Origin of the sequence: Streptococcus oralis, assembly GCF_901543815.1 — a bacterium.
GTDB lineage: Bacteria > Bacillota > Bacilli > Lactobacillales > Streptococcaceae > Streptococcus > Streptococcus oralis_CM.
The window spans coordinates 806417-826424 of record NZ_CABEIU010000002.1; the positions used below are offsets into that span (position 1 = coordinate 806417).

Genomic DNA, 20008 nt, shown 5'->3' on the forward strand with positions numbered 1-20008 from the left:
GTGATTTAAAGGAGAAAAAATATGAAAAATAAACGATTAATTGGAATTATTGCTGGATTAGCAGTATTGGTGGTGGCTAGCTTGATTTATTCATCTATGAACAAGCCGGTAGCTAAGGAAGAGCAAAAGGTTGCTAAGGTTGGTGTCCTTCAATTTGTTAGTCACCCATCCTTGGACTTGATTTACCAAGGAATTCAAGATGGACTAGCTGAAGAAGGCTATAAGGACGACCAAGTAAAAATCGACTTTATGAACTCTGAAGGTGATCAGAGCAAGGTTGCAACCATGAGTAAACAATTGGTAGCAAATGGAAACGATGTTGTTGTTGGGATTGCAACACCAGCTGCTCAAGGACTTGCTAGTGCTACAAAAGACCTACCTGTTATTATGGCTGCTATTACAGACCCGATCGGTGCTAACTTGGTCAAAGATTTGAAAAAACCAGGTGGCAACATCACAGGGGTGTCAGACCACAACCCAGCTGAACAACAAGTGGAATTGATTAAAACTTTGACACCAAATGTCAAAACAATCGGCGCTCTTTACTCAAGTAGCGAAGATAACTCAAAAACACAGGTAGAAGAATTCAAGGCTTATGCTGAAAAAGCAGGTTTGACAGTCGAAACATTTGCCGTTCCATCAACTAACGAAATTGCTTCAACAGTTAATGTAATGACAAGCAAGGTCGATGCAATCTGGGTTCCAATTGACAACACCATTGCATCCGCATTCTCAACAGTTGTTTCAAGCAACCAAACAGCTAAAAAGCCAATCTACCCAAGTGCCACTGCCATGGTAGAAGCAGGTGGATTAGCATCTGTAGTAGTTGACCAACACGATCTTGGAGTGGCTACTGGTAAAATGATTGCCAAAGTTTTGAAAGGTGAAAAACCAGCTGATACGCCAGTTAATGTCTTCTCAACTGGTAAGTCAGTGATTAACAAAAAACTAGCGCAGGAACTTGGTATCACCATTCCTGAGTCCGTCCTAAAAGCAGCAGGACAAGTGATTGAATAAAGATAAAGGAGGAGTTGGGGACATCTCCTCCCATTTTTACTAAAGAAAGAAATGAGTGAAAGATTATGATAGTATCCATTATTTCTCAGGGAATGGTCTGGGCGATTTTAGGTTTGGGAATCTTTATGACTTTTCGAATTTTGAATTTTCCAGATATGACTACTGAAGGCTCTTTTCCTCTTGGGGGAGCAGTAGCTGTAACCTTGATAACACAGGGAGTCAATCCGTTTTTAGCAACCTTAGCTGCAGTAGGGGCGGGCTGTCTAGCTGGAATGGCGACAGGTCTCTTATATACCAAAGGAAAAATCCCAACCCTCTTATCAGGGATTTTGGTCATGACTTCCTGCCATTCCATCATGCTCATGATCATGGGACGTGCCAATCTGGGGCTTCTTGGAACCAAGCAAATTCAGGATGTCTTGCCTTTTGATTCGGACCTTAATCAACTCCTGACTGGATTAATCTTTGTTGCTCTTGTTATTGGTCTCATGCTCTTTTTCCTTGATACTAAACTAGGTCAAGCCTACATCGCTACAGGTGATAATCCTGATATGGCTCGTAGTTTTGGTATCAATACTGGACGTATGGAACTCATGGGCTTGGTTCTCTCAAATGGGATTATCGCGCTTGCAGGGGCCTTAATTGCTCAACAAGAAGGATATGCGGATGTTTCACGAGGTATCGGGGTTATCGTAGTTGGTCTTGCTAGCTTGATTATTGGTGAGGTATTGTTTAAGAGTTTGACTCTGGCAGAGCGCCTCATGACCATCGTCGTTGGCTCTATCGCCTATCAGTTCCTCGTCTGGGGAGTGATTGCTCTTGGATTTAACACAAGTTATCTTCGTTTATACAGCGCCTTGATTTTGGCAGTTTGCCTTATGATTCCAACCTTCAAAAGCAAATACTTGAAAGGAGTCAAGTTTAGCAAATGACAGCAATTGTAGAATTAAAAAATGCTACCAAAGTCATCACAAATGGCTTTGATGAGGAAAAAATCATTCTGAATGATGTTTCTCTTGAAATTTTTGAACATGATTTTATTACCATCCTAGGAGGGAATGGAGCTGGAAAGTCAACACTTTTTAACACTATTGCAGGTACCTTACCTTTAACAAGTGGAAGTATCCGTATCATGGGCGAGGACGTGACGCATTTTTCACCTGAAAAGCGGGCTAAGTACTTGTCTCGTGTCTTTCAGGATCCTAAGATGGGTACGGCTCCCCGTATGACGGTGGCGGAAAATCTCTTGATTGCCAAGTTTCGTGGTGAGAAGAGAGGACTCCTTCCTAGAAGACTTTCAAGCCATAGGGAAGAGTTTCAGGCTACCATTGAAAAAGTGGGAAATGGTCTTGAAAAGCATCTAGATACTCCGATTGAGTTTCTATCAGGTGGACAACGTCAGGCCTTGAGTCTCTTGATGGCAACCTTGAAGCGACCAGAGTTGCTCTTGTTGGATGAACACACAGCAGCTCTTGACCCAAAAACAAGTGTGGCCTTGATGGAACTAACAGATGACTTTGTCAGCAAGGATCATCTGACAGCCTTGATGATTACTCACCATATGGAAGATGCTCTCAAGTATGGAAATCGCTTGATCGTTATGAAAGATGGACAAATCATCCAAGATTTGAATAAGGATGAAAAAGCCAAGATGAAAATTTCCGATTACTATCAACTTTTTGAGTAGATAATTTTTAAATCAAGCATCCTTAAAAACTTAGAAGTAGGCTTTTGCTTCTAAGTTTTTTGGTGAATTTTAAATATTACTGTTTTTTCCTATTCATCAGTTTAACTTTGGAGTATAATCAGTATAAGAATCTTAAACATTGATAAAAGTAAGGAGATAAAAATATGGCTTACACACAAGAAGATTTTCAAGAATGGATTTTTCAAATTGGATTTAAGATGGACTATTTTACTAGGGAGTTTGCTGAGGAACAAGGCCTTCATTTAGACTATAGCATGCAGTCTTTGGATGATTTGGAGGCTTGGATCTTGGCTCACTACGATGACCACCATGCTTTGATAGCAGACCGAAAGATGTTGGATTATTTGACCGTTTATATCGGTGAAACCTTCCGTAAGCACCTAGGAGGTAAATGGTTTATTGACCTTAAAAATAAAAAGAACGCCTATTATTCTATGCCTATATTGACTGATCCATCCTATAGAGGAGTGGTATACAAAGCACCATTGACTTATGCAACGGCTTGCATTAGTAGAAAAGATGGTCAGTATATTAGCAGGATATTGAAAAATAACCTCGAAAATCAAGTGAAATAGTCTTTAATTTCTTTGCAAAGAGTAGAAAATTTGCTCAGAAGATACAGTTTTTCATGATAGCTGGAAACTTATGAAATAGTCTCATGCAAAAGGTATGAAATGGTTTACTTTTTTTCAGAAATAAAGTATACTATATAAAGTAAACTGTGATAAAATGGAGGTATTGTCTATGGTTGACAAGAGAGTCATCGAAGAGATCAAAAACAATACCAATATTGTCGAAATCATAGGAGAAGTGATTTCTTTACAAAAGGCTGGACGGAACTATTTGGGGCTCTGTCCTTTTCATGGTGAAAAGACCCCCTCTTTCAACGTTGTGGAAGACAAGCAGTTTTATCACTGTTTTGGATGTGGGCGCTCAGGAGATGTCTTTAAGTTCATCGAAGAATACCAAGGTGTGTCCTTTATGGAAGCCGTTCAGCTCTTAGGTGAGCGCGTCGGTATTCAACTAGCTATGCCTATACAGTCTCGTCCTCAACAGGCTTCGCCTCATCAAGCTCTATATGATATGCATGAAGAAGCCGCACGCTTTTACCATGCAATCCTCATGACAACCAAGATGGGAGAAGAAGCAAGGGCTTATCTCTACAAACGCGGATTGACAGATGATGTTCTGAAGCACTTCCAGATTGGACTAGCTCCAGCAGAGAGAACTTATCTCTATCAACGTTTGGCTGACAAGTTTGAAGAAAAGGACTTATTGGATTCTGGCCTGTTTTACCTGTCAGATGGCAATCAATTTTATGATACTTTTTTTGGACGGATCATCTTTCCTTTGACCAATGACAAGGGGCAGGTTATTGCATTTTCAGGTCGTATCTGGCAAGAAACGGATAGTCAGACTGCCAAGTATAAAAATAGTCGCTCGACTGCAATTTTTAACAAGAGTTACGAATTGTATCATTTGGACAAGGCAAAAAAGGGAACAGGTAAGATTACAGAACTCTATCTGATGGAAGGCTTCATGGATGTGATCGCAGCCTACCGTGCTGGTATAGAAAATGCTGTGGCTTCCATGGGAACAGCCTTAAGCAAGGAGCATGTTGATCACCTCAAACGCTTCACCAAAAAGATAGTTCTCAGCTATGATGGTGACAAGGCAGGACAGGCAGCGACAGCCAAAGCTCTGGAAGAATTAAATGATTTCTCAGTGGAAGTTGTCCGAGTACCTGATGCCATGGACCCCGATGAGTATCTACAAAAGAATTCTGCTGAAGACCTGGCTTACCTTTTAACCAAGACTCGGATTAGTCCTATAGAGTTCTATATTCACCAGCTCAAGCCTGAAAATAGTGATAACTTACAGGCGCAAATTGAGTTCATTGAAAAGATTGCTCCCCTAATCGCCAAAGAAAAGTCTATCACTGCCCAGAATTCTTATATCCACATTCTGGCGGATAATCTACCTTCTTTTGATTACCAGCAGGTGGAGCAAATTGTAAATGAAAGTCGCATTGTTCAAAGGCAGGAAAGAGTCAAAGAGGAGCAACCTCCAGCAGCGATTAGTTTACCTGTAACGCGGCAACTGACAGCAGTCATGAGAGCAGAGGCTCATCTCCTCTATAGGATGGCTGAGAATCCAGTTGTTTTGAATGACTATCGATTAAGAGAAGATTTTTTCTTTGATACCCCAGAATTTCAGATTCTTTACGAATTATTAAGTGAGCAGGGAGAAATAGGCTCAGAGGAGCTTTCTCATCAGACACCTGAAGTTGAAAATGCTTGGTACCATGTGCTTAGTCTGGATTTGCCAGCTGAGATGTCGCCTCAGGAGCTAGTGGAAGTCGAAGCGACTCGAAACCGTGCCCTCCTCAGCAAGGATAACTTAAGAATTAAAAAGAAAGTGCAGGAAGCTAGTCATGTAGGAGATACAGACACAGCCTTGGAAGAATTGCAACGATTGATTTCCCAAAAGAGAAGAATGGAGTAATAATGGCAACAAAACAAAAAGAAGTAACCACATTTGATGTGCAAGTAGCAGACTTTATCCGTAACCACAAAAAAACAGGAACAGCAACAGATGACGAAATCAATTCAAGTCTGGTTATTCCTTTCACCCTCGATGCAGACGGCATTGAAGACCTTTTGCAACGGATTCAGGATGCTGGAATTTCTATCACAGATAATGAAGGAAATCCAAGTGCGCGTGTGCTTAGTGCAGAAGAAGAACCAGAACTCAGTGATGAGGACTTGATTGGCTCAACTTCTGCCAAGGTTAATGATCCAGTCCGTATGTATTTGAAGGAAATCGGGGTTGTTCCTCTCTTGACCAACGAAGAAGAAAAGGAATTGGCCCTAGCTGTTGAGGCTGGTGATATTGAAGCCAAACAACGTCTTGCCGAAGCCAACCTTCGTTTGGTGGTTTCTATCGCTAAGCGCTACGTAGGGCGTGGCATGCAGTTTCTTGACTTGATCCAAGAAGGAAACATGGGCTTGATGAAGGCCGTGGACAAGTTTGACTATTCAAAAGGATTCAAGTTTTCTACGTATGCAACCTGGTGGATTCGTCAGGCGATTACCCGTGCCATCGCTGATCAGGCACGTACCATTCGTATCCCTGTCCACATGGTGGAAACGATTAACAAGCTTGTCCGTGAACAGCGAAATCTCCTTCAAGAATTGGGACAAGATCCGACACCTGAACAAATTGCTGAGCGTATGGATATGACACCTGACAAGGTCCGTGAAATCTTGAAAATCGCCCAAGAACCAGTATCTCTTGAAACACCGATCGGTGAAGAGGACGATAGCCATCTTGGGGACTTTATCGAAGACGAAGTGATTGAAAATCCAGTAGACTACACGACTCGTATCGTTTTGCGTGAGCAGTTGGATGAGGTTTTGGATACTCTTACAGACCGTGAAGAAAACGTCTTGCGCTTGCGCTTCGGCCTAGACGATGGGAAAATGCGCACTCTTGAAGATGTTGGGAAAGTCTTTAACGTGACTCGTGAGCGTATCCGTCAGATTGAGGCTAAGGCTTTGAGAAAATTGCGCCAACCAAGTCGCAGCAAACCGCTTCGTGATTTTATTGAAGACTAAGAGTGAGGAATAACATGGCTTATACAGAAGAGCAAATTGAAACGATCAAAACACGCATTTTAAATGCCTTGGAAGAAGTAATTGACCCTGAGTTGGGGATTGATATTGTTAATCTAGGTTTGATTTATGAAATTCGTTTTGATGGTGAAACAGGTCACACTGAAATTGATATGACCTTGACAACTATGGGCTGCCCACTGGCTGACCTTTTGACAGACCAGATACACGATGCGATGACAGAGGTGCCTGAGGTAACCAATACCGAGGTCAAATTGGTCTGGTATCCAGCTTGGACGGTTGAAAAAATGAGCCGATACGCACGTATCGCCCTAGGAATTAAATAAAGACTAAGAAAAATGAGAGAGACGATTGGAAAATAAGGTAATTTTATCCTTTTTCCTTTGGTCTCTTCTTTCTTTTGCTGATTTTCTAGAAATAAAATGGTATAATGAAAGGTATGGAAAACGAAAAATTGCGTATTAATATGCTAAGTTCAAGTGAAAAAGTGGCTGGTCAAGGAGTGTCAGGAGCTTATCGAGAATTGGTTAGTCTCCTTCACCGCGATGCCAAAGACCAGTTGATTGTTACGGAGAATCTTCCTGTAGAGGCAGATGTAACTCATTTTCACACCATTGATTTCCCTTATTATTTATCTACATTCCAAAAGAAGCGATCTGGGAGAAAAATTGGCTATGTGCATTTTTTGCCTGATACGCTTGAGGGGAGTTTGAAAATTCCATTTTTCTTAAAGGGAATTATCAAACGCTATGTTTTTTCATTTTACAACCGAATGGAACACTTGGTGGTGGTCAATCCCATGTTTATCGAGGATTTAGTAGCTGCTGGTATTCCACGTGAAAAAGTAACCTATATTCCAAACTTTGTAAATAAGGAAAAATGGCATCCACTGCCAGCTGACCAAGTAGCAAAACTTCGTCAGGAAATGGATTTAGCCGAAGATCAGTTTGTTGTTGTCGGTGCAGGTCAGGTTCAGAAACGTAAAGGAATTGATGACTTTATCCGCCTTGCGGAGGAATTGCCAGAAATTACATTTATCTGGGCTGGTGGTTTTTCATTTGGTGGGATGACAGATGGTTATGAACGCTATAAAAAAATCATGGAGAATCCACCTAAAAATCTAATTTTCCCAGGTATTGTTTCTCCAGAGCGAATGCGAGAACTCTACGCTTTAGCGGATCTCTTCTTGCTACCAAGTTACAACGAATTATTCCCCATGACTATCTTAGAAGCAGCTAGTTGTGAAGCACCGATTATGTTGAGGGATTTAGATCTATACAAGGTTATTCTTGAAGGGAACTATCGTGCTACAAGTGATGTTTCAGAGATGAAAGAAGTTATTCTCGAATACAAAAATCATCCTGAAAAGTTGAAAGACTTAAAAGAAAAAGCTAGAGAGATTTCTAAAGAGTATTCCGAGGAGCATTTACTGGAAATTTGGTTGAAGTTCTATCGGGAGCAGGCGGCTTTGGGCAAAAAAGTGAGGTAATTTATGCGAATTGGTTTATTTACTGACACTTATTTCCCTCAGGTTTCTGGGGTTGCGACTAGTATTCGAACCTTAAAGACAGAGCTTGAAAAGCAAGGACATGCAGTTTTTATCTTTACAACAACAGATAAGGATGTGAACCGCTACGAGGATTGGCAAATTATCCGAATTCCGAGTGTTCCCTTCTTTGCATTTAAGGATCGACGTTTTGCTTATCGTGGATTTACAAAGGCACTTGAAATTGCCAAACAGTATCAGCTAGATATCATTCATACGCAAACAGAGTTTTCACTAGGTTTGCTAGGGATTTGGATTGCGCGAGAATTGAAAATTCCTGTTATTCATACCTACCACACTCAGTACGAAGATTATGTGCATTATATTGCGAAGGGGATGCTGATTCGGCCAAGTATGGTAAAATATCTGGTACGGGGCTTCCTTCACGATGTTGATGGAGTGATTTGTCCTAGTGAGATTGTTCGGGACCTGCTATCTAAGTACAAAGTCAAGGTTGAAAAGCGGGTTATCCCAACTGGTATTGAGCTAGCTAAATTCGAACGACCAGAGATTAAAGAAGAGAATTTAGCTTCCCTTCGATCTAAACTTGGGATTAAAGAAGACGAGAAAATGTTACTGAGTCTTTCTCGTATCTCCTTTGAGAAGAATATCCAAGCTGTTCTAGTCGCCTTTGCACAGGTTTTGAAAGAAGAAGACAAGGTGAAACTGGTTGTTGCTGGTGACGGTCCTTATTTGGACAGTCTGAAAGAACAAGCAATCAAATTGCAAATTCAAGATCAGGTGATTTTTTCTGGAATGATTGCCCCAAGTGAAACAGCCCTGTACTACAAGGCGGCAGATTTCTTTATCTCTGCATCCACTAGTGAAACCCAAGGTTTGACTTATCTAGAGAGTCTAGCCAGTGGAACTCCTGTCATCGCTCATGGCAATCCTTATCTGGATAATTTGATCAGTGACAAAATGTTTGGAACCCTCTACTATGGAGAGCAGGAGCTTGCAGGTGCCATTTTGGAGGCTTTGATCGCCACTCCAGATATGGATGAGCAAAAATTATCTGACAAGTTGTATGAGATTTCGGCTGAGAATTTTGGGAAACGAGTTCATGAGTTTTATCTTGATGCTATTATTTCAAATAATTTTGAACAAGAATTGCTTGACGGAGAACCAATGAGTCAACGTTTTCTAAAGACCATTTTATATCTCCCTCAACAAGCAGTCAGCGCACCTGTAAAAGAATCTAAACGCATTCTGAAGGCGTCTAAAAAACAGTTGTCCAGTATGCGAGACTACTGGAGAGATTAGTAAAAATATAGGAGAATAAAATATGGCAAAAAGATTTATGAGAAGTGGTAGAGACCAAAAAATTGGAGGCGTTTGCGCAGGTGTAGCCCACTATTTTGATATTGACCCCACTATTGTCCGTGTGATTTGGGGGGTTCTTGCCTTTTGTTATGGGGCAGGGGTACTTGCTTACTTGATTTTATGGGTAATTGCACCTGTTTCTAGCGAATATTAAAAGAGAAACAGAATAGAACAAAGAGAAATGAAAAGGAGTCCAAATGGCTTTTGGAGATAATGGAAAACGTAAAAAAACAATGTTTGAAAAAGTAACGCTTTTTGTCGTGCTAATTATGTTGTTTGTAACCCTTGCTGGTATCTTTGCGACTGCGCTTGGAGCTTTTAGCAGATTCTAAGCGAGTTGCTAAGATAGAAACAATAACTAATGACTGGATTTTCCAGTCCTTTTTAAAGCGAGAAGAAAATATGAGTATGTTTTTAGATACAGCCAAGATCAAGGTCAAGGCTGGTAATGGTGGCGATGGTATGGTTGCCTTTCGCCGTGAAAAATATGTCCCGAATGGCGGTCCTTGGGGTGGCGATGGCGGACGTGGTGGTAACGTTGTTTTCGTTGTAGACGAAGGCTTGCGTACCTTGATGGATTTCCGCTATAACCGCCATTTCAAGGCCGAATCCGGTGAAAAAGGGATGACTAAAGGAATGCACGGACGTGGGGCAGAAGATCTTCGTGTTCGCGTGCCACAGGGGACTACTGTACGTGATGCAGAAACAGGTAAAGTCATTACAGACTTGATTGCACATGGTCAAGAATTTATCGTGGCTCATGGCGGTCGAGGTGGTCGAGGAAACATCCGTTTTGCGACACCAAAAAATCCTGCACCTGAAATCTCTGAGAATGGAGAACCAGGTCAAGAACGTGAGTTGCAACTGGAATTAAAAATCTTGGCGGATGTCGGCTTGGTCGGTTTCCCATCTGTTGGAAAGTCCACTCTGCTTAGTGTCATTACTTCAGCTAAACCAAAAATCGGTGCTTACCACTTTACGACAATTGTGCCAAATTTAGGTATGGTTCGTACCCAATCAGGTGAATCCTTTGCAGTAGCTGATTTACCAGGTTTGATTGAAGGGGCTAGTCAGGGAGTCGGTCTGGGAACTCAGTTCCTCCGTCATATCGAACGTACACGAGTTATCCTCCATGTCATCGATATGTCAGCTAGCGAAGGACGTGATCCTTATGAGGACTACCTTGCTATCAATAAGGAATTAGAATCCTATAACCTTCGTCTCATGGAACGTCCGCAGATCATCGTAGCCAACAAGATGGATATGCCTGAAAGTCAGGAAAATCTAAAAACTTTTAAGGAAAAGTTGGCAGCAAACTACGATGAGTTTGAAGAACTTCCAGCAATCTTCCCTATTTCTGGTTTGACTAAGCAAGGTTTGGCGCCCCTTTTGGATGCGACAGCTGAATTGTTGGATAAGACTCCTGAGTTCTTGCTCTATGACGAGTCTGATATGGAAGAAGAAGCTTACTATGGCTTTGATGAGGAAGAAAAAGCCTTTGAAATTAGCCGTGACGATGATGCTACATGGGTTCTTTCTGGTGAAAAACTCATGAAACTCTTTAACATGACCAACTTTGACCGTGATGAGTCTGTCATGAAGTTTGCTCGTCAGCTTCGTGGTATGGGGGTTGACGAAGCCCTTCGTGCGCGTGGAGCCAAGGATGGAGATCTGGTCCGAATCGGTAAATTTGAGTTTGAATTTGTAGACTAGGAGATTGATATGGGAGATAAACCGATATCATTCCGAGATGCAGATGGGAATTTTGTTTCTGCAGCAGATGTATGGAATGAAAAGAAACTAGAAGAATTGTTTAATCGTCTTAATCCCAAACGTGCTCTTCGATTGGCACGAGAAAAAAAAGACAATGAGAAGGCTGATAAAGAAGAAAAATAGCCTATCGTTATTGATAAAAGAGAACCCCGTGATTGTATTCATCACGGGGAATTTTTTAGTCATTGAAGAAAAATGGTGGCGCAAATTTTTTAAGAATTTCAAAGCAAGTCTGTGCTTCTTCAGCGTTTTCACAGATAAGAAGGCAGACATCATCACCACATACGGTAGCAATGATTTGTTTAAAATTGAGAGCATCAAGAACAGCTCCAAACGATTGGGCAAGGCCTGGCAAGGTTTTGAGGACAACCTGATGCTGGACAGGGCGTAGCATGACCAAGCCATCTTCCATATAGTTTTCCAAGCGTTTTTCCCACTTGGAGATGGAGCCAGTATTTAAAACATAATAAGAATGATCTGCTTCGCGAACCTTTGATAGATTCATGGTTTTGATATCGCGTGAGAGAGTGGCCTGTGTGACTTGGATGTCGTTTTCAGCTAGTAAAGCTTGCAACTCTGCCTGTGTATGAATCTTATTTTTAGCTACAAGTGCACGGATGAGTTGGTGTCTATGTTCAGATTTATTCATATGAGGCTGGCTCCTTTTATGAGGGGATGGTGATAGAAGACTGTGTTAAATCAATAGTTAAGTGATAGTCTGTATTATCTCGAATTGTAATTTCAAAGTCTGTTGTATAGAGAACAAGGCGAAGTGTGTCACCTTTTTTCAGCTTGTAAATCGTAGGTTGTAGGGCAAATTGGATTTCCATCCATTTTTCAGCTTCTATGCTCTCAACAGTTAGTAAATCATTTCGATTTTGTAAATTAAGGTAGCCTTTGGTGATGACACGTTGGGCGCTTGGAGTAAATGGCAGTTCACAGAGATTTTCTAACATGTGGTAACGGCCATTATCAATGGTTCTAGCACTTAAAACAGCTGGATAAGGCTGCAGATATTTCTTTTGTCCAAGTTCTAGCAGTTGAGCTGATAATAAGCCCTTGTTTGTATTTGATTTGACACGAAGTTTCAGCTCCACTCGCCCATTTAAGTGAATGTCTTGACTTACTGGAAGGTCAATGGTGATCTGATTAGCTTTTCCTTGGTAAAGTTCTGTGTTGAAAGTCTGGTAAGTCTTGCCATAACGGTCAAAATCCTTTTGATCATACTGGTTTTGAATCACTTTTTCTTCAGTTCCAAGAGAGAATGTATGCAGTTCATCCTGTTTGCCAAAGTCATCAAGACCTTGCCATTTTTGCGGTGCGATATTGTCCTGCCAGATAACAGTAGGAAGTTGATAGCTTGAGTCAAGTCCTAACAATTTCTTGCTTAAGAGGGCATTCATGGACTCTCGGAAGTCAATTGACTGCCAGTTATTCATATAAACATGAGCCCCATGATGGAAAAAGAGGTGCTTGCGAATATTGTCAGGAAGAGCATGAAACATCTGATATACGTGAAGTGGTTTAACGTTCCAATCCTGAGAACCATGCGTAAAGACTACCTCAGCTTTAACCTTGTGAGCATTGAGCAGATAGTTACGGTCATGCCAAAACTGATTGTAGTCACCAGTCTTGCGATCCAATTGCTCTTTTACCTTTTCTAAGTCCGCTTGATGAGCTTCATTAGCACGAATATAGTCACCAGCTAGGAGATTGCGGGAGTAGGTAAGCTCAGCAAGTGAGTCAAAATCCTCACCTGGGTAACCACCTGGGCTAGTCACCAGACCATTTTCACGATAGTAGTTATACCAAGAGGAAATACCTGCTTCTGCGATGATCACTTCTAAGCCATCAACACCTGTGGTCGCGAGACCATTGGACATGGTACCTAGATAGGAAATACCTGTTGTTGCGACTTTTCCGTTTGACCAATCAGCCTTGATTTGACGTTTGCGTGTGTGATCCGTGAAAGCACGGCAACGGCCATTAAGCCAGTCAATCACATTTTTATATGCTTCAATCTGCTGGTAGTCCCCATTGGTCATGAGCCCTTGAGAATCTTTGGTTCCAACACCCGATACATAGAGATTGGCAAATCCACGTGGGAGGAAGTAGTCATTTAGAGTATATGAGCTATTGATGTGAGATAGCTTTTCTTCAGCTTCTGAGACGACTTCTGCTTGACCATGAGGTTCGACAAAATCAATCTCAGGCTCCTCAAGCTCAATGGTGTGGGCAGGTTTGACCTCAAGCACCCCTTCCATCTTGTAGAGAGCCTTGTCGCTGGCTTTGTCGTTGGTCCCTTGGTGATAAGGGCTTGCAGTCATAAGAGCAGGAACTTGTCCATCATAACAAGGGCGAATAATGCTGACCTTGACTAAATCAGGGAGTCCGTCTTTATCAGTATCCACACGGCTCTCAACATACACGACTTCACGAATGACATCATGAGTAGAGAAGGTTGCTAAGCTTTTACCGTTAAAGTAGTGGTAGTGATTATCTTCTGAAATGAGTCCATCACTAACAAGCTGGTCAATGAGCGTATTTCCCTTTTTGGTACGAGTGTTGAGCAAATGGTAGAGGTTTTCAATCAAATCTCCATAAATAATAGGAAATCCAGTTTCTTTACGGAATTGTTCGGCATCCTCAAAGTCAACAAGATAGCTAAATCCTAAAAGTTGAAAAGCTACAGTATAAAAAATCTCAGGAGTCAGGTCACAATCTGACTGAAAGAAGGTAAGGAGATCAGTCTCCTTGTCTGCTGCTAAGACGGACAAAGGATAGTCGGTATTTTTATAAGTGAAAAAATTCCAGCGGACAAATTGTTCAAGTTGTTTTTTTGATGCTTGTTCTGGTGCCAACCTCACACCAAGCTGGGATAACTCGCGCAAAACTTGCGAATGAGAAACGTGAAGATAGCTGAATTGATTAAAACGCATGGCGCTCTCCTTTAGAAATATTCTAAATTTAGTATATCAAAAATAAGGTAAAAAAGATATTGTTGGCCTGTGATGAAGTCACTTTAAAAGGAATGATCTTCTACCTTTTCATTCTAGTTTTTAAAATGGTATAATAGTACTATATCTAAAGCAAGGAGGAGAAGAAATGATTGCACAACTCGACACCAAGACTGTTTATAGTTTTATGGAAAGTGTGGTTTCAATTGAAAAATACGTACAAATGGCTAAAGAATACGGCTATTCTCACCTTGCTATCATGGATGTGGATAATCTCTATGGAGCCTATCATTTTCTAGAAGCAACTCGTAAGCATGGCATTCAACCTTTAATTGGTCTAGAAATGACCTTGGTCAAAGATGAGGACAATATTTCTCTTCGTTTTCTAGCCCTATCCACTAAAGGTTATCAAGAGTTGATGAAGTTATCCACTTTAAAAATGACTGGACGGAAAAATTGGTCTGACTTCACCCCCCACCTCGAGGATGTGGCCATTATTGTTCCCTATTTTGAGGGGATCGAACAGTTAGATTTAGGCTATGACTATTATATCGGTGTTAGTCCAGATACTCCTCAAGAAGTTTTTACCAGACCCATTCTTCCACTGTATCAAGTCAATTCTTTTGAAAAAGAAGATATTCAAGTTTTGCAAATTTTGTCAGCAGTCAAGGATAATGTCAGCCTAAGAGAAGTGGATCTGCATTCACAACAAGGAATCTTTTTACCAGCCTCAGACTTGGAAGCACGGTTTAAAAATCGCTTCCCTCAGGCGCTTGCCAATCTCCAAGGTCTGATAGAGAATGTAAGCTATCAAATCGACCCAAGTTTAAAACTCCCTCGCTTTAATCCTGAAAAACCAGCGGTAGAAGAACTTAGAGAGAGAGCTGAGAAAGGCTTGAGTGACAAGGGGCTAACCTCAGCTATCTATCGTGAGCGACTGAATGAAGAGTTGGCTGTGATTCATGATATGGGATTTGACGATTATTTCCTTGTAGTTTGGGATTTGCTCCGTTTTGGACGTTCCCAAGGCTACTATATGGGAATGGGGCGTGGTTCTGCGGTTGGTAGTCTGGTGGCTTATTCACTTGATATCACAGGAATTGACCCGGTTGAAAAGAATCTGATTTTCGAACGCTTTTTAAATCGTGAGCGCTACACCATGCCCGATATCGATATCGACATTCCTGACCTCTATAGACCAGAGTTCATTCGTTATGTCCGTGATCGCTATGGCAGCCAACACGTTGCGCAGATTGTCACTTATTCGACCTTTGGAGCAAAACAGGCAATTCGTGATGTTTTCAAACGCTATGGTGTTCCAGAGTACGAATTAACCAATATTACGAAAAAAATCAGTTTTCGAGATACGCTAACGACAGCCTATGAAAAGAATTTACAGTTTAGGCAGGTTATCAATAGTAAGATTGAATACCAAAAAGCTTTTGAGATTGCTCGAAAGATTGAAGGGTATCCTCGTCAGACCTCTATCCATGCAGCTGGTGTCGTTATGAGTGACCAAGATCTGACAGACTATATCCCGCTCAAATACGGTGAGGATATGCTGATAACCCAGTATGATGCTCATGGTGTTGAATCTAATGGCCTTTTAAAAATGGATTTCCTAGGTCTGCGTAACCTAACTTTTGTACAAAAAATGCAGGAAGTACTGGCTGACTCAGAAGGTATTCATCTAAAAATCGAAGAGATTGATTTGGAAGACAAAGAAACTCTGGCCCTCTTTGCTGCTGGAAATACCAAGGGGATTTTCCAATTTGAACAACCTGGAGCCATCCGACTGTTGAAACGAGTTCAGCCACAAGTCTTTGAAGAGGTAGTAGCCACAACCTCGCTCAACAGACCAGGAGCTAGTGATTATATTGATAATTTTGTCGCTCGTAAGCACGGCAAAGAAAAGGTGACGGTGCTGGATCCTGTCTTGGAGGACATTCTGTCATCAACCTACGGTATTATGCTCTACCAAGAGCAAGTCATGCAGGTAGCTCAGCGCTTTGGAGGTTTCAGTCTTGGTAAAGCTGACATTCTCAGACGAGCCATGGGTAAGAAAAATGCTAAAGAGATGCATTTGATGAAGGAAGATTTTATCACGGGAGCTATGAAATTGGGGCATACAGAAGAAAAGGCCAATCAAGTTTTTGCAGTGATGGAAAAGTTTGCAGGCTATGGATTTAACAGATCCCACGCTTATGCCTACTCAGCCCTGGCTTTTCAGCTTGCTTATTTCAAGACGCATTATCCTGCTATTTTCTTCCAAGTCATGTTGAATTATTCCAGTAGCGATTACATTGTGGATGCATTGCAGATGGGCTTTGAAGTAGCCCCGTTAGCAATCAATAGCATTCCCTATCACGATAAAATTGCTCAGAAGAAAATCTATCTTGGTCTAAAAGCTATTAAGGGCATGCCAAGAGATTTTTCTTACTGGATCATCGAAAATCGTCCTTTTTCAAGTGTGGAAGATTTCGTCACACGTCTTCCCAAGAATTACAAGAAACTGTCGCTTTTGACTCCTTTGGTTGAACTAGGGCTTTTTGATGAATTTGACAAGAATCGTCAGAAAATCTTAGTGAACCTACCAAACTTATTTGTTTTTGTTGAGGAGTTAGGCGGACTCTTTGCAGATACAAACTATAGCTGGACTGAGGCGGATGATTTTACGGAAGCAGAGAAATTTTACAAGGAGCAGGAACTAATCGGGGTTGGTATCAGTGCTCATCCTTTGCAAACACTTGCCAAACAAGCCCTTTATCCAACGGCACCCATTGCTACTCTCACTGAGGGGAGTCAAGCAACCCTTCTAGTTGAAGTGCAAAAACTAAAGGTGATTCGAACCAAGAAGGGCGAGAATATGGCCTTTCTACAGGTTCATGATAGTAAGTCTCGGATGGATGTGACTGTATTTTCGGATCAGTATCGAAAATTCGCCCCCATCCTATCCGAAGGGAAATTTTACTATATCAATGGGAAGATTCAATCTCGAGATGGTCGTCTGCAAATGATTGCACAAGATTTGAAAGAAGCAGTCGCTGAACGATTCTGGATTCAAGTTAAAAATCATGAAAATGATAAAGAGATTTCAAATATCCTAGAACAATACAAAGGCCCAATCCCTGTCATTATCAGGTATGAAGAGGAAGGAAAAACGGTTGTTTCTACACAACATTTTGTAAGAAAAGATTCTGCTCTAGAGGAAAAATTAGAGGGAATTGCTATGAAAACGATTTATCGCTAAAAATACGGAAAATAGAAGAATTTTCGATTTAAATGTGGTATAATCAGTAAGAATGTTAAAAGAAAAAGGAGCATAAACCAAATGAAACGTATTGCTGTTTTGACCAGTGGTGGAGACGCCCCTGGTATGAATGCTGCCATCCGTGCAGTAGTTCGCCAAGCAATCTCAGAAGGAATGGAAGTTTTTGGTATCTATGATGGATACGCAGGTATGGTTGCCGGTGAAATTTATCCGCTTGATGCTGCTTCAGTAGGAGACATCATTTCTCGTGGTGGTACTTTCCTTCATTCTGCTCGTTACCCTGAGTTTGCACAACTTGAAGGCCAACTTAAAGGGATTGAGCAATTGAAAAAACACGGTATCGAAGGAGTCGTAGTTATCGGTGGTGATGGTTCTTATCATGGAGCTATGCGCTTGACTGAGCATGGATTCCCTGCTATTGGACTTCCAGGTACAATCGATAACGATATCGTAGGTACTGACTTTACAATCGGATTTGATACTGCAGTTACGACTGCAATGGATGCGATTGATAAGATTCGTGATACATCATCAAGTCACCGTCGTACTTTCGTTGTTGAAGTAATGGGACGTAACGCTGGTGATATCGCTCTTTGGGCTGGTATCGCAACTGGTGCTGATGAAATTATCATCCCTGAAGAAGGCTTCAAGATGGAAGATATCGTAGCTAGTATCAAAGCTGGTTATGAGCACGGTAAAAAACACAACATTATCGTTTTGGCAGAAGGTGTTATGTCAGCAGCTGAATTTGGTCAAAAACTAAAAGAAGCAGGAGACACTAGTGACCTTCGTGTAACAGAACTTGGTCACATCCAACGTGGTGGATCACCAACTGCGCGTGACCGTGTATTGGCATCACGCATGGGGGCACACGCTGTTAAACTCCTTAAACAAGGAATCGGTGGTGTCGCTGTTGGTATCCGTAACGAAAAAATGGTTGAGAATCCAATCCTTGGTACAGCAGAAGAAGGAGCTTTGTTTAGCTTAACAGCTGATGGTAAGATCGTTGTTAACAACCCTCATAAAGCTGATCTTGAACTTTCTGATTTGAACAAGAGCTTGTCCTAATCAACTTTCATTAATTTGGTAACATGACCATAAAAGGTCGAATTATATAAAGGAGTCACAAAAATCATGAACAAACGTGTAAAAATCGTTGCAACTTTAGGTCCTGCGGTTGAAATCCGTGGTGGTAAAAAATTCGGTGAAGACGGATACTGGGGTGAAAAACTTGACGTTGAAGCTTCAGCAAAAAACATTGCTAAATTGATTGAAGCGGGAGCTAACACTTTCCGTTTCAACTTCTCACACGGTGACCACCAAGAACAAGGTGAACGTATGGCAACTGTTAAACTTGCAGAAAAACTTGCAGGTAAAAAAGTTGGTTTCCTTCTTGATACTAAAGGACCAGAAATCCGTACTGAATTGTTCGAAGGTGAAGCTAAAGAGTACTCATACAAAACTGGTGAAAAAATCCGTGTTGCAACTAAACAAGGAATCAAATCAACTCGTGAAGTGATTGCTTTGAACGTTGCTGGTGCTCTTGACATCTATGATGACGTTGAAGTTGGTCGCCAAGTATTGGTTGACGATGGTAAACTTGGTCTTCGCGTTGTAGAAAAAGACGATGCAACTCGTGAATTTGTAGTTGAAGTGGAAAATGACGGTGTTATCGCTAAACAAAAAGGTGTAAACATCCCTAACACTAAAATTCCTTTCCCAGCTCTTGCTGAACGTGATAACGATGATATCCGCTTTGGTCTTGAACAAGGTATTAACTTCATCGCGATTTCATTCGTCCGTACTGCAAAAGACGTTAACGAAGTTCGTGCAATCTGTGAAGAAACTGGTAACGGTCACGTTCAATTGTTCGCTAAAATCGAAAACCAACAAGGTATTGACAACTTGGATGAAATCATTGAAGCTGCTGACGGTATCATGATCGCCCGTGGTGACATGGGTATTGAAGTACCATTCGAAATGGTTCCAGTTTACCAAAAAATGATCATCACTAAAGTGAACGCGGCAGGTAAAGTCGCTATCACAGCAACAAACATGCTTGAAACTATGACTGAAAAACCACGTGCAACGCGTTCAGAAGTATCAGATGTGTTTAACGCTGTTATCGACGGAACCGACGCTACAATGCTTTCAGGTGAGTCTGCAAATGGTAAATATCCACTTGAGTCTGTTCGTACAATGGCAACAATTGACAAGAATGCTCAAACTCTTTTAAAAGAATACGGTCGCTTGTCATCTGTTAACTTGTCACGTAATTCTAAGACTGAGGTTATGGCTTCAGCTGTTAAGGATGCGACAAATTCTATGAATATCAAGTTGGTGGTTACTCTTACTAAGACAGGTCACACTGCTCGTTTGATTTCTAAATACCGTCCAGATGCTGATATCTTGGCAATCACTTTCGATGAATTGACTCAGCGTGGTTTGATGCTTAACTGGGGAGTTATTCCAGTAACCACTGATCGCCCATCAAACACTGATGATATGTTTGATCTCGCTGAAAGAATTGCAGTTGAGCAAGGTTTGGTAGAATCTGGTGATGATATTGTTATCGTTGCAGGTGTACCACTTGGCGAAGCTGTTCGTACAAACACAATGCGCATCCGCACTGTACGCTAATCTAACATTACAAAGCCTATCATATCAAGCTTTATCGCTTGTGTGATAGGTCTTTTTTTATCGAAATAGAATGTTTAATCAATAGGAATGGGAAAAAAATGAAAATTATGGTATAATAGAACGAAAAGACCTTTTTAG

18 protein-coding genes are annotated in these 20008 nt (G+C 41.3%); 16 read left to right on the plus strand and 2 right to left on the minus strand.

Features of this window, described 5'->3' with window-relative positions; genetic code table 11:
• Nucleotides 1-21 precede the first annotated feature (21 nt).
• From trpX to FQT28_RS04135, 13 genes are all read left to right on the plus strand, one after another.
• Nucleotides 22-1017, plus strand: a complete 996-nt coding sequence (trpX, locus tag FQT28_RS04075; RefSeq protein WP_125448915.1) for a tryptophan ABC transporter substrate-binding protein — start codon at nucleotides 22-24, stop codon at nucleotides 1015-1017.
• Between the two features lie 65 nt (nucleotides 1018-1082).
• Nucleotides 1083-1949: an ABC transporter permease gene (locus FQT28_RS04080; RefSeq protein WP_000637255.1), complete on the plus strand. Its 867-nt coding sequence runs from the start codon at nucleotides 1083-1085 to the stop codon at nucleotides 1947-1949.
• On the plus strand, nucleotides 1946-2704 hold the full coding sequence (locus FQT28_RS04085) for an ABC transporter ATP-binding protein (protein WP_125448917.1): 759 nt from the start codon (nucleotides 1946-1948) through the stop codon (nucleotides 2702-2704). The genes FQT28_RS04080 and FQT28_RS04085 overlap by 4 nt, the downstream gene beginning before the upstream one ends.
• Before the next feature lie 164 nt (nucleotides 2705-2868).
• Nucleotides 2869-3300, plus strand: coding sequence for a hypothetical protein (locus FQT28_RS04090; protein ID WP_125448919.1), 432 nt, complete (start codon nucleotides 2869-2871; stop codon nucleotides 3298-3300).
• A gap of 169 nt (nucleotides 3301-3469) precedes the next feature.
• Nucleotides 3470-5230 (plus strand): DNA primase, encoded by a 1761-nt coding sequence (dnaG, locus tag FQT28_RS04095; RefSeq protein WP_143989510.1) that lies wholly within the window; start codon nucleotides 3470-3472, stop codon nucleotides 5228-5230.
• A 2-nt stretch (nucleotides 5231-5232) separates the two neighbouring features.
• Nucleotides 5233-6342 carry an RNA polymerase sigma factor RpoD gene (rpoD, locus tag FQT28_RS04100; protein ID WP_000201892.1) on the plus strand — a complete coding sequence of 370 codons (1110 nt, stop codon included), beginning with the start codon at nucleotides 5233-5235 and terminating at the stop codon, nucleotides 6340-6342.
• 14 nt (nucleotides 6343-6356) lie between these two features.
• Nucleotides 6357-6686 (plus strand): metal-sulfur cluster assembly factor, encoded by a 330-nt coding sequence (locus FQT28_RS04105; RefSeq protein WP_000331932.1) that lies wholly within the window; start codon nucleotides 6357-6359, stop codon nucleotides 6684-6686.
• A 113-nt stretch (nucleotides 6687-6799) separates the two neighbouring features.
• The gene (locus tag FQT28_RS04110; protein WP_185768047.1) at nucleotides 6800-7849 is read left to right on the plus strand and encodes a glycosyltransferase family 4 protein; all 1050 of its coding nucleotides are present in this window, start codon (nucleotides 6800-6802) and stop codon (nucleotides 7847-7849) included.
• A 3-nt stretch (nucleotides 7850-7852) separates the two neighbouring features.
• Nucleotides 7853-9169, plus strand: a complete 1317-nt coding sequence (locus FQT28_RS04115; protein WP_038806168.1) for a glycosyltransferase family 4 protein — start codon at nucleotides 7853-7855, stop codon at nucleotides 9167-9169.
• Between the two features lie 22 nt (nucleotides 9170-9191).
• Nucleotides 9192-9383, plus strand: a complete 192-nt coding sequence (locus FQT28_RS04120) for a PspC domain-containing protein (RefSeq protein ID WP_068981976.1) — start codon at nucleotides 9192-9194, stop codon at nucleotides 9381-9383.
• 43 nt (nucleotides 9384-9426) lie between these two features.
• Nucleotides 9427-9561 carry a DUF4044 domain-containing protein gene (locus tag FQT28_RS04125; RefSeq protein ID WP_000863854.1) on the plus strand — a complete coding sequence of 45 codons (135 nt, stop codon included), beginning with the start codon at nucleotides 9427-9429 and terminating at the stop codon, nucleotides 9559-9561.
• A 70-nt stretch (nucleotides 9562-9631) separates the two neighbouring features.
• Nucleotides 9632-10942 carry a GTPase ObgE gene (gene obgE / locus FQT28_RS04130; protein WP_125448925.1) on the plus strand — a complete coding sequence of 437 codons (1311 nt, stop codon included), beginning with the start codon at nucleotides 9632-9634 and terminating at the stop codon, nucleotides 10940-10942.
• A 9-nt stretch (nucleotides 10943-10951) separates the two neighbouring features.
• Entirely contained in the window at nucleotides 10952-11125 is a 174-nt protein-coding gene (locus FQT28_RS04135) for a hypothetical protein (RefSeq protein WP_000502572.1), read from the plus strand.
• Nucleotides 11126-11180: 55 nt separating this feature from the next.
• Here FQT28_RS04135 and FQT28_RS04140 read toward each other — a convergent pair whose 3' ends face one another.
• Together FQT28_RS04140 and FQT28_RS04145 are read right to left on the minus strand one after the other, a co-directional pair.
• On the minus strand, nucleotides 11181-11651 hold the full coding sequence (locus FQT28_RS04140; protein ID WP_001043006.1) for an arginine repressor: 471 nt from the start codon (nucleotides 11649-11651) through the stop codon (nucleotides 11181-11183).
• A gap of 16 nt (nucleotides 11652-11667) precedes the next feature.
• Nucleotides 11668-13941 carry a Xaa-Pro dipeptidyl-peptidase gene (locus FQT28_RS04145; protein WP_125448927.1) on the minus strand — a complete coding sequence of 758 codons (2274 nt, stop codon included), beginning with the start codon at nucleotides 13939-13941 and terminating at the stop codon, nucleotides 11668-11670.
• A gap of 166 nt (nucleotides 13942-14107) precedes the next feature.
• Between FQT28_RS04145 and FQT28_RS04150 the strand changes: the two genes are divergently transcribed.
• The 3 genes from FQT28_RS04150 to pyk all read left to right on the plus strand — a co-directional run bounded on the left by FQT28_RS04150 (nucleotide 14108) and on the right by pyk (nucleotide 19870).
• Nucleotides 14108-17209: a DNA polymerase III subunit alpha gene (locus FQT28_RS04150; protein ID WP_125448929.1), complete on the plus strand. Its 3102-nt coding sequence runs from the start codon at nucleotides 14108-14110 to the stop codon at nucleotides 17207-17209.
• An 81-nt stretch (nucleotides 17210-17290) separates the two neighbouring features.
• Complete coding sequence (gene pfkA, locus FQT28_RS04155) at nucleotides 17291-18298, plus strand: 6-phosphofructokinase (protein ID WP_000820881.1); 1008 nt, start codon at nucleotides 17291-17293, stop codon at nucleotides 18296-18298.
• Nucleotides 18299-18364: 66 nt separating this feature from the next.
• Nucleotides 18365-19870, plus strand: coding sequence for a pyruvate kinase (pyk, locus tag FQT28_RS04160; protein ID WP_143989511.1), 1506 nt, complete (start codon nucleotides 18365-18367; stop codon nucleotides 19868-19870).
• Nucleotides 19871-20008: the final 138 nt, after the last annotated feature.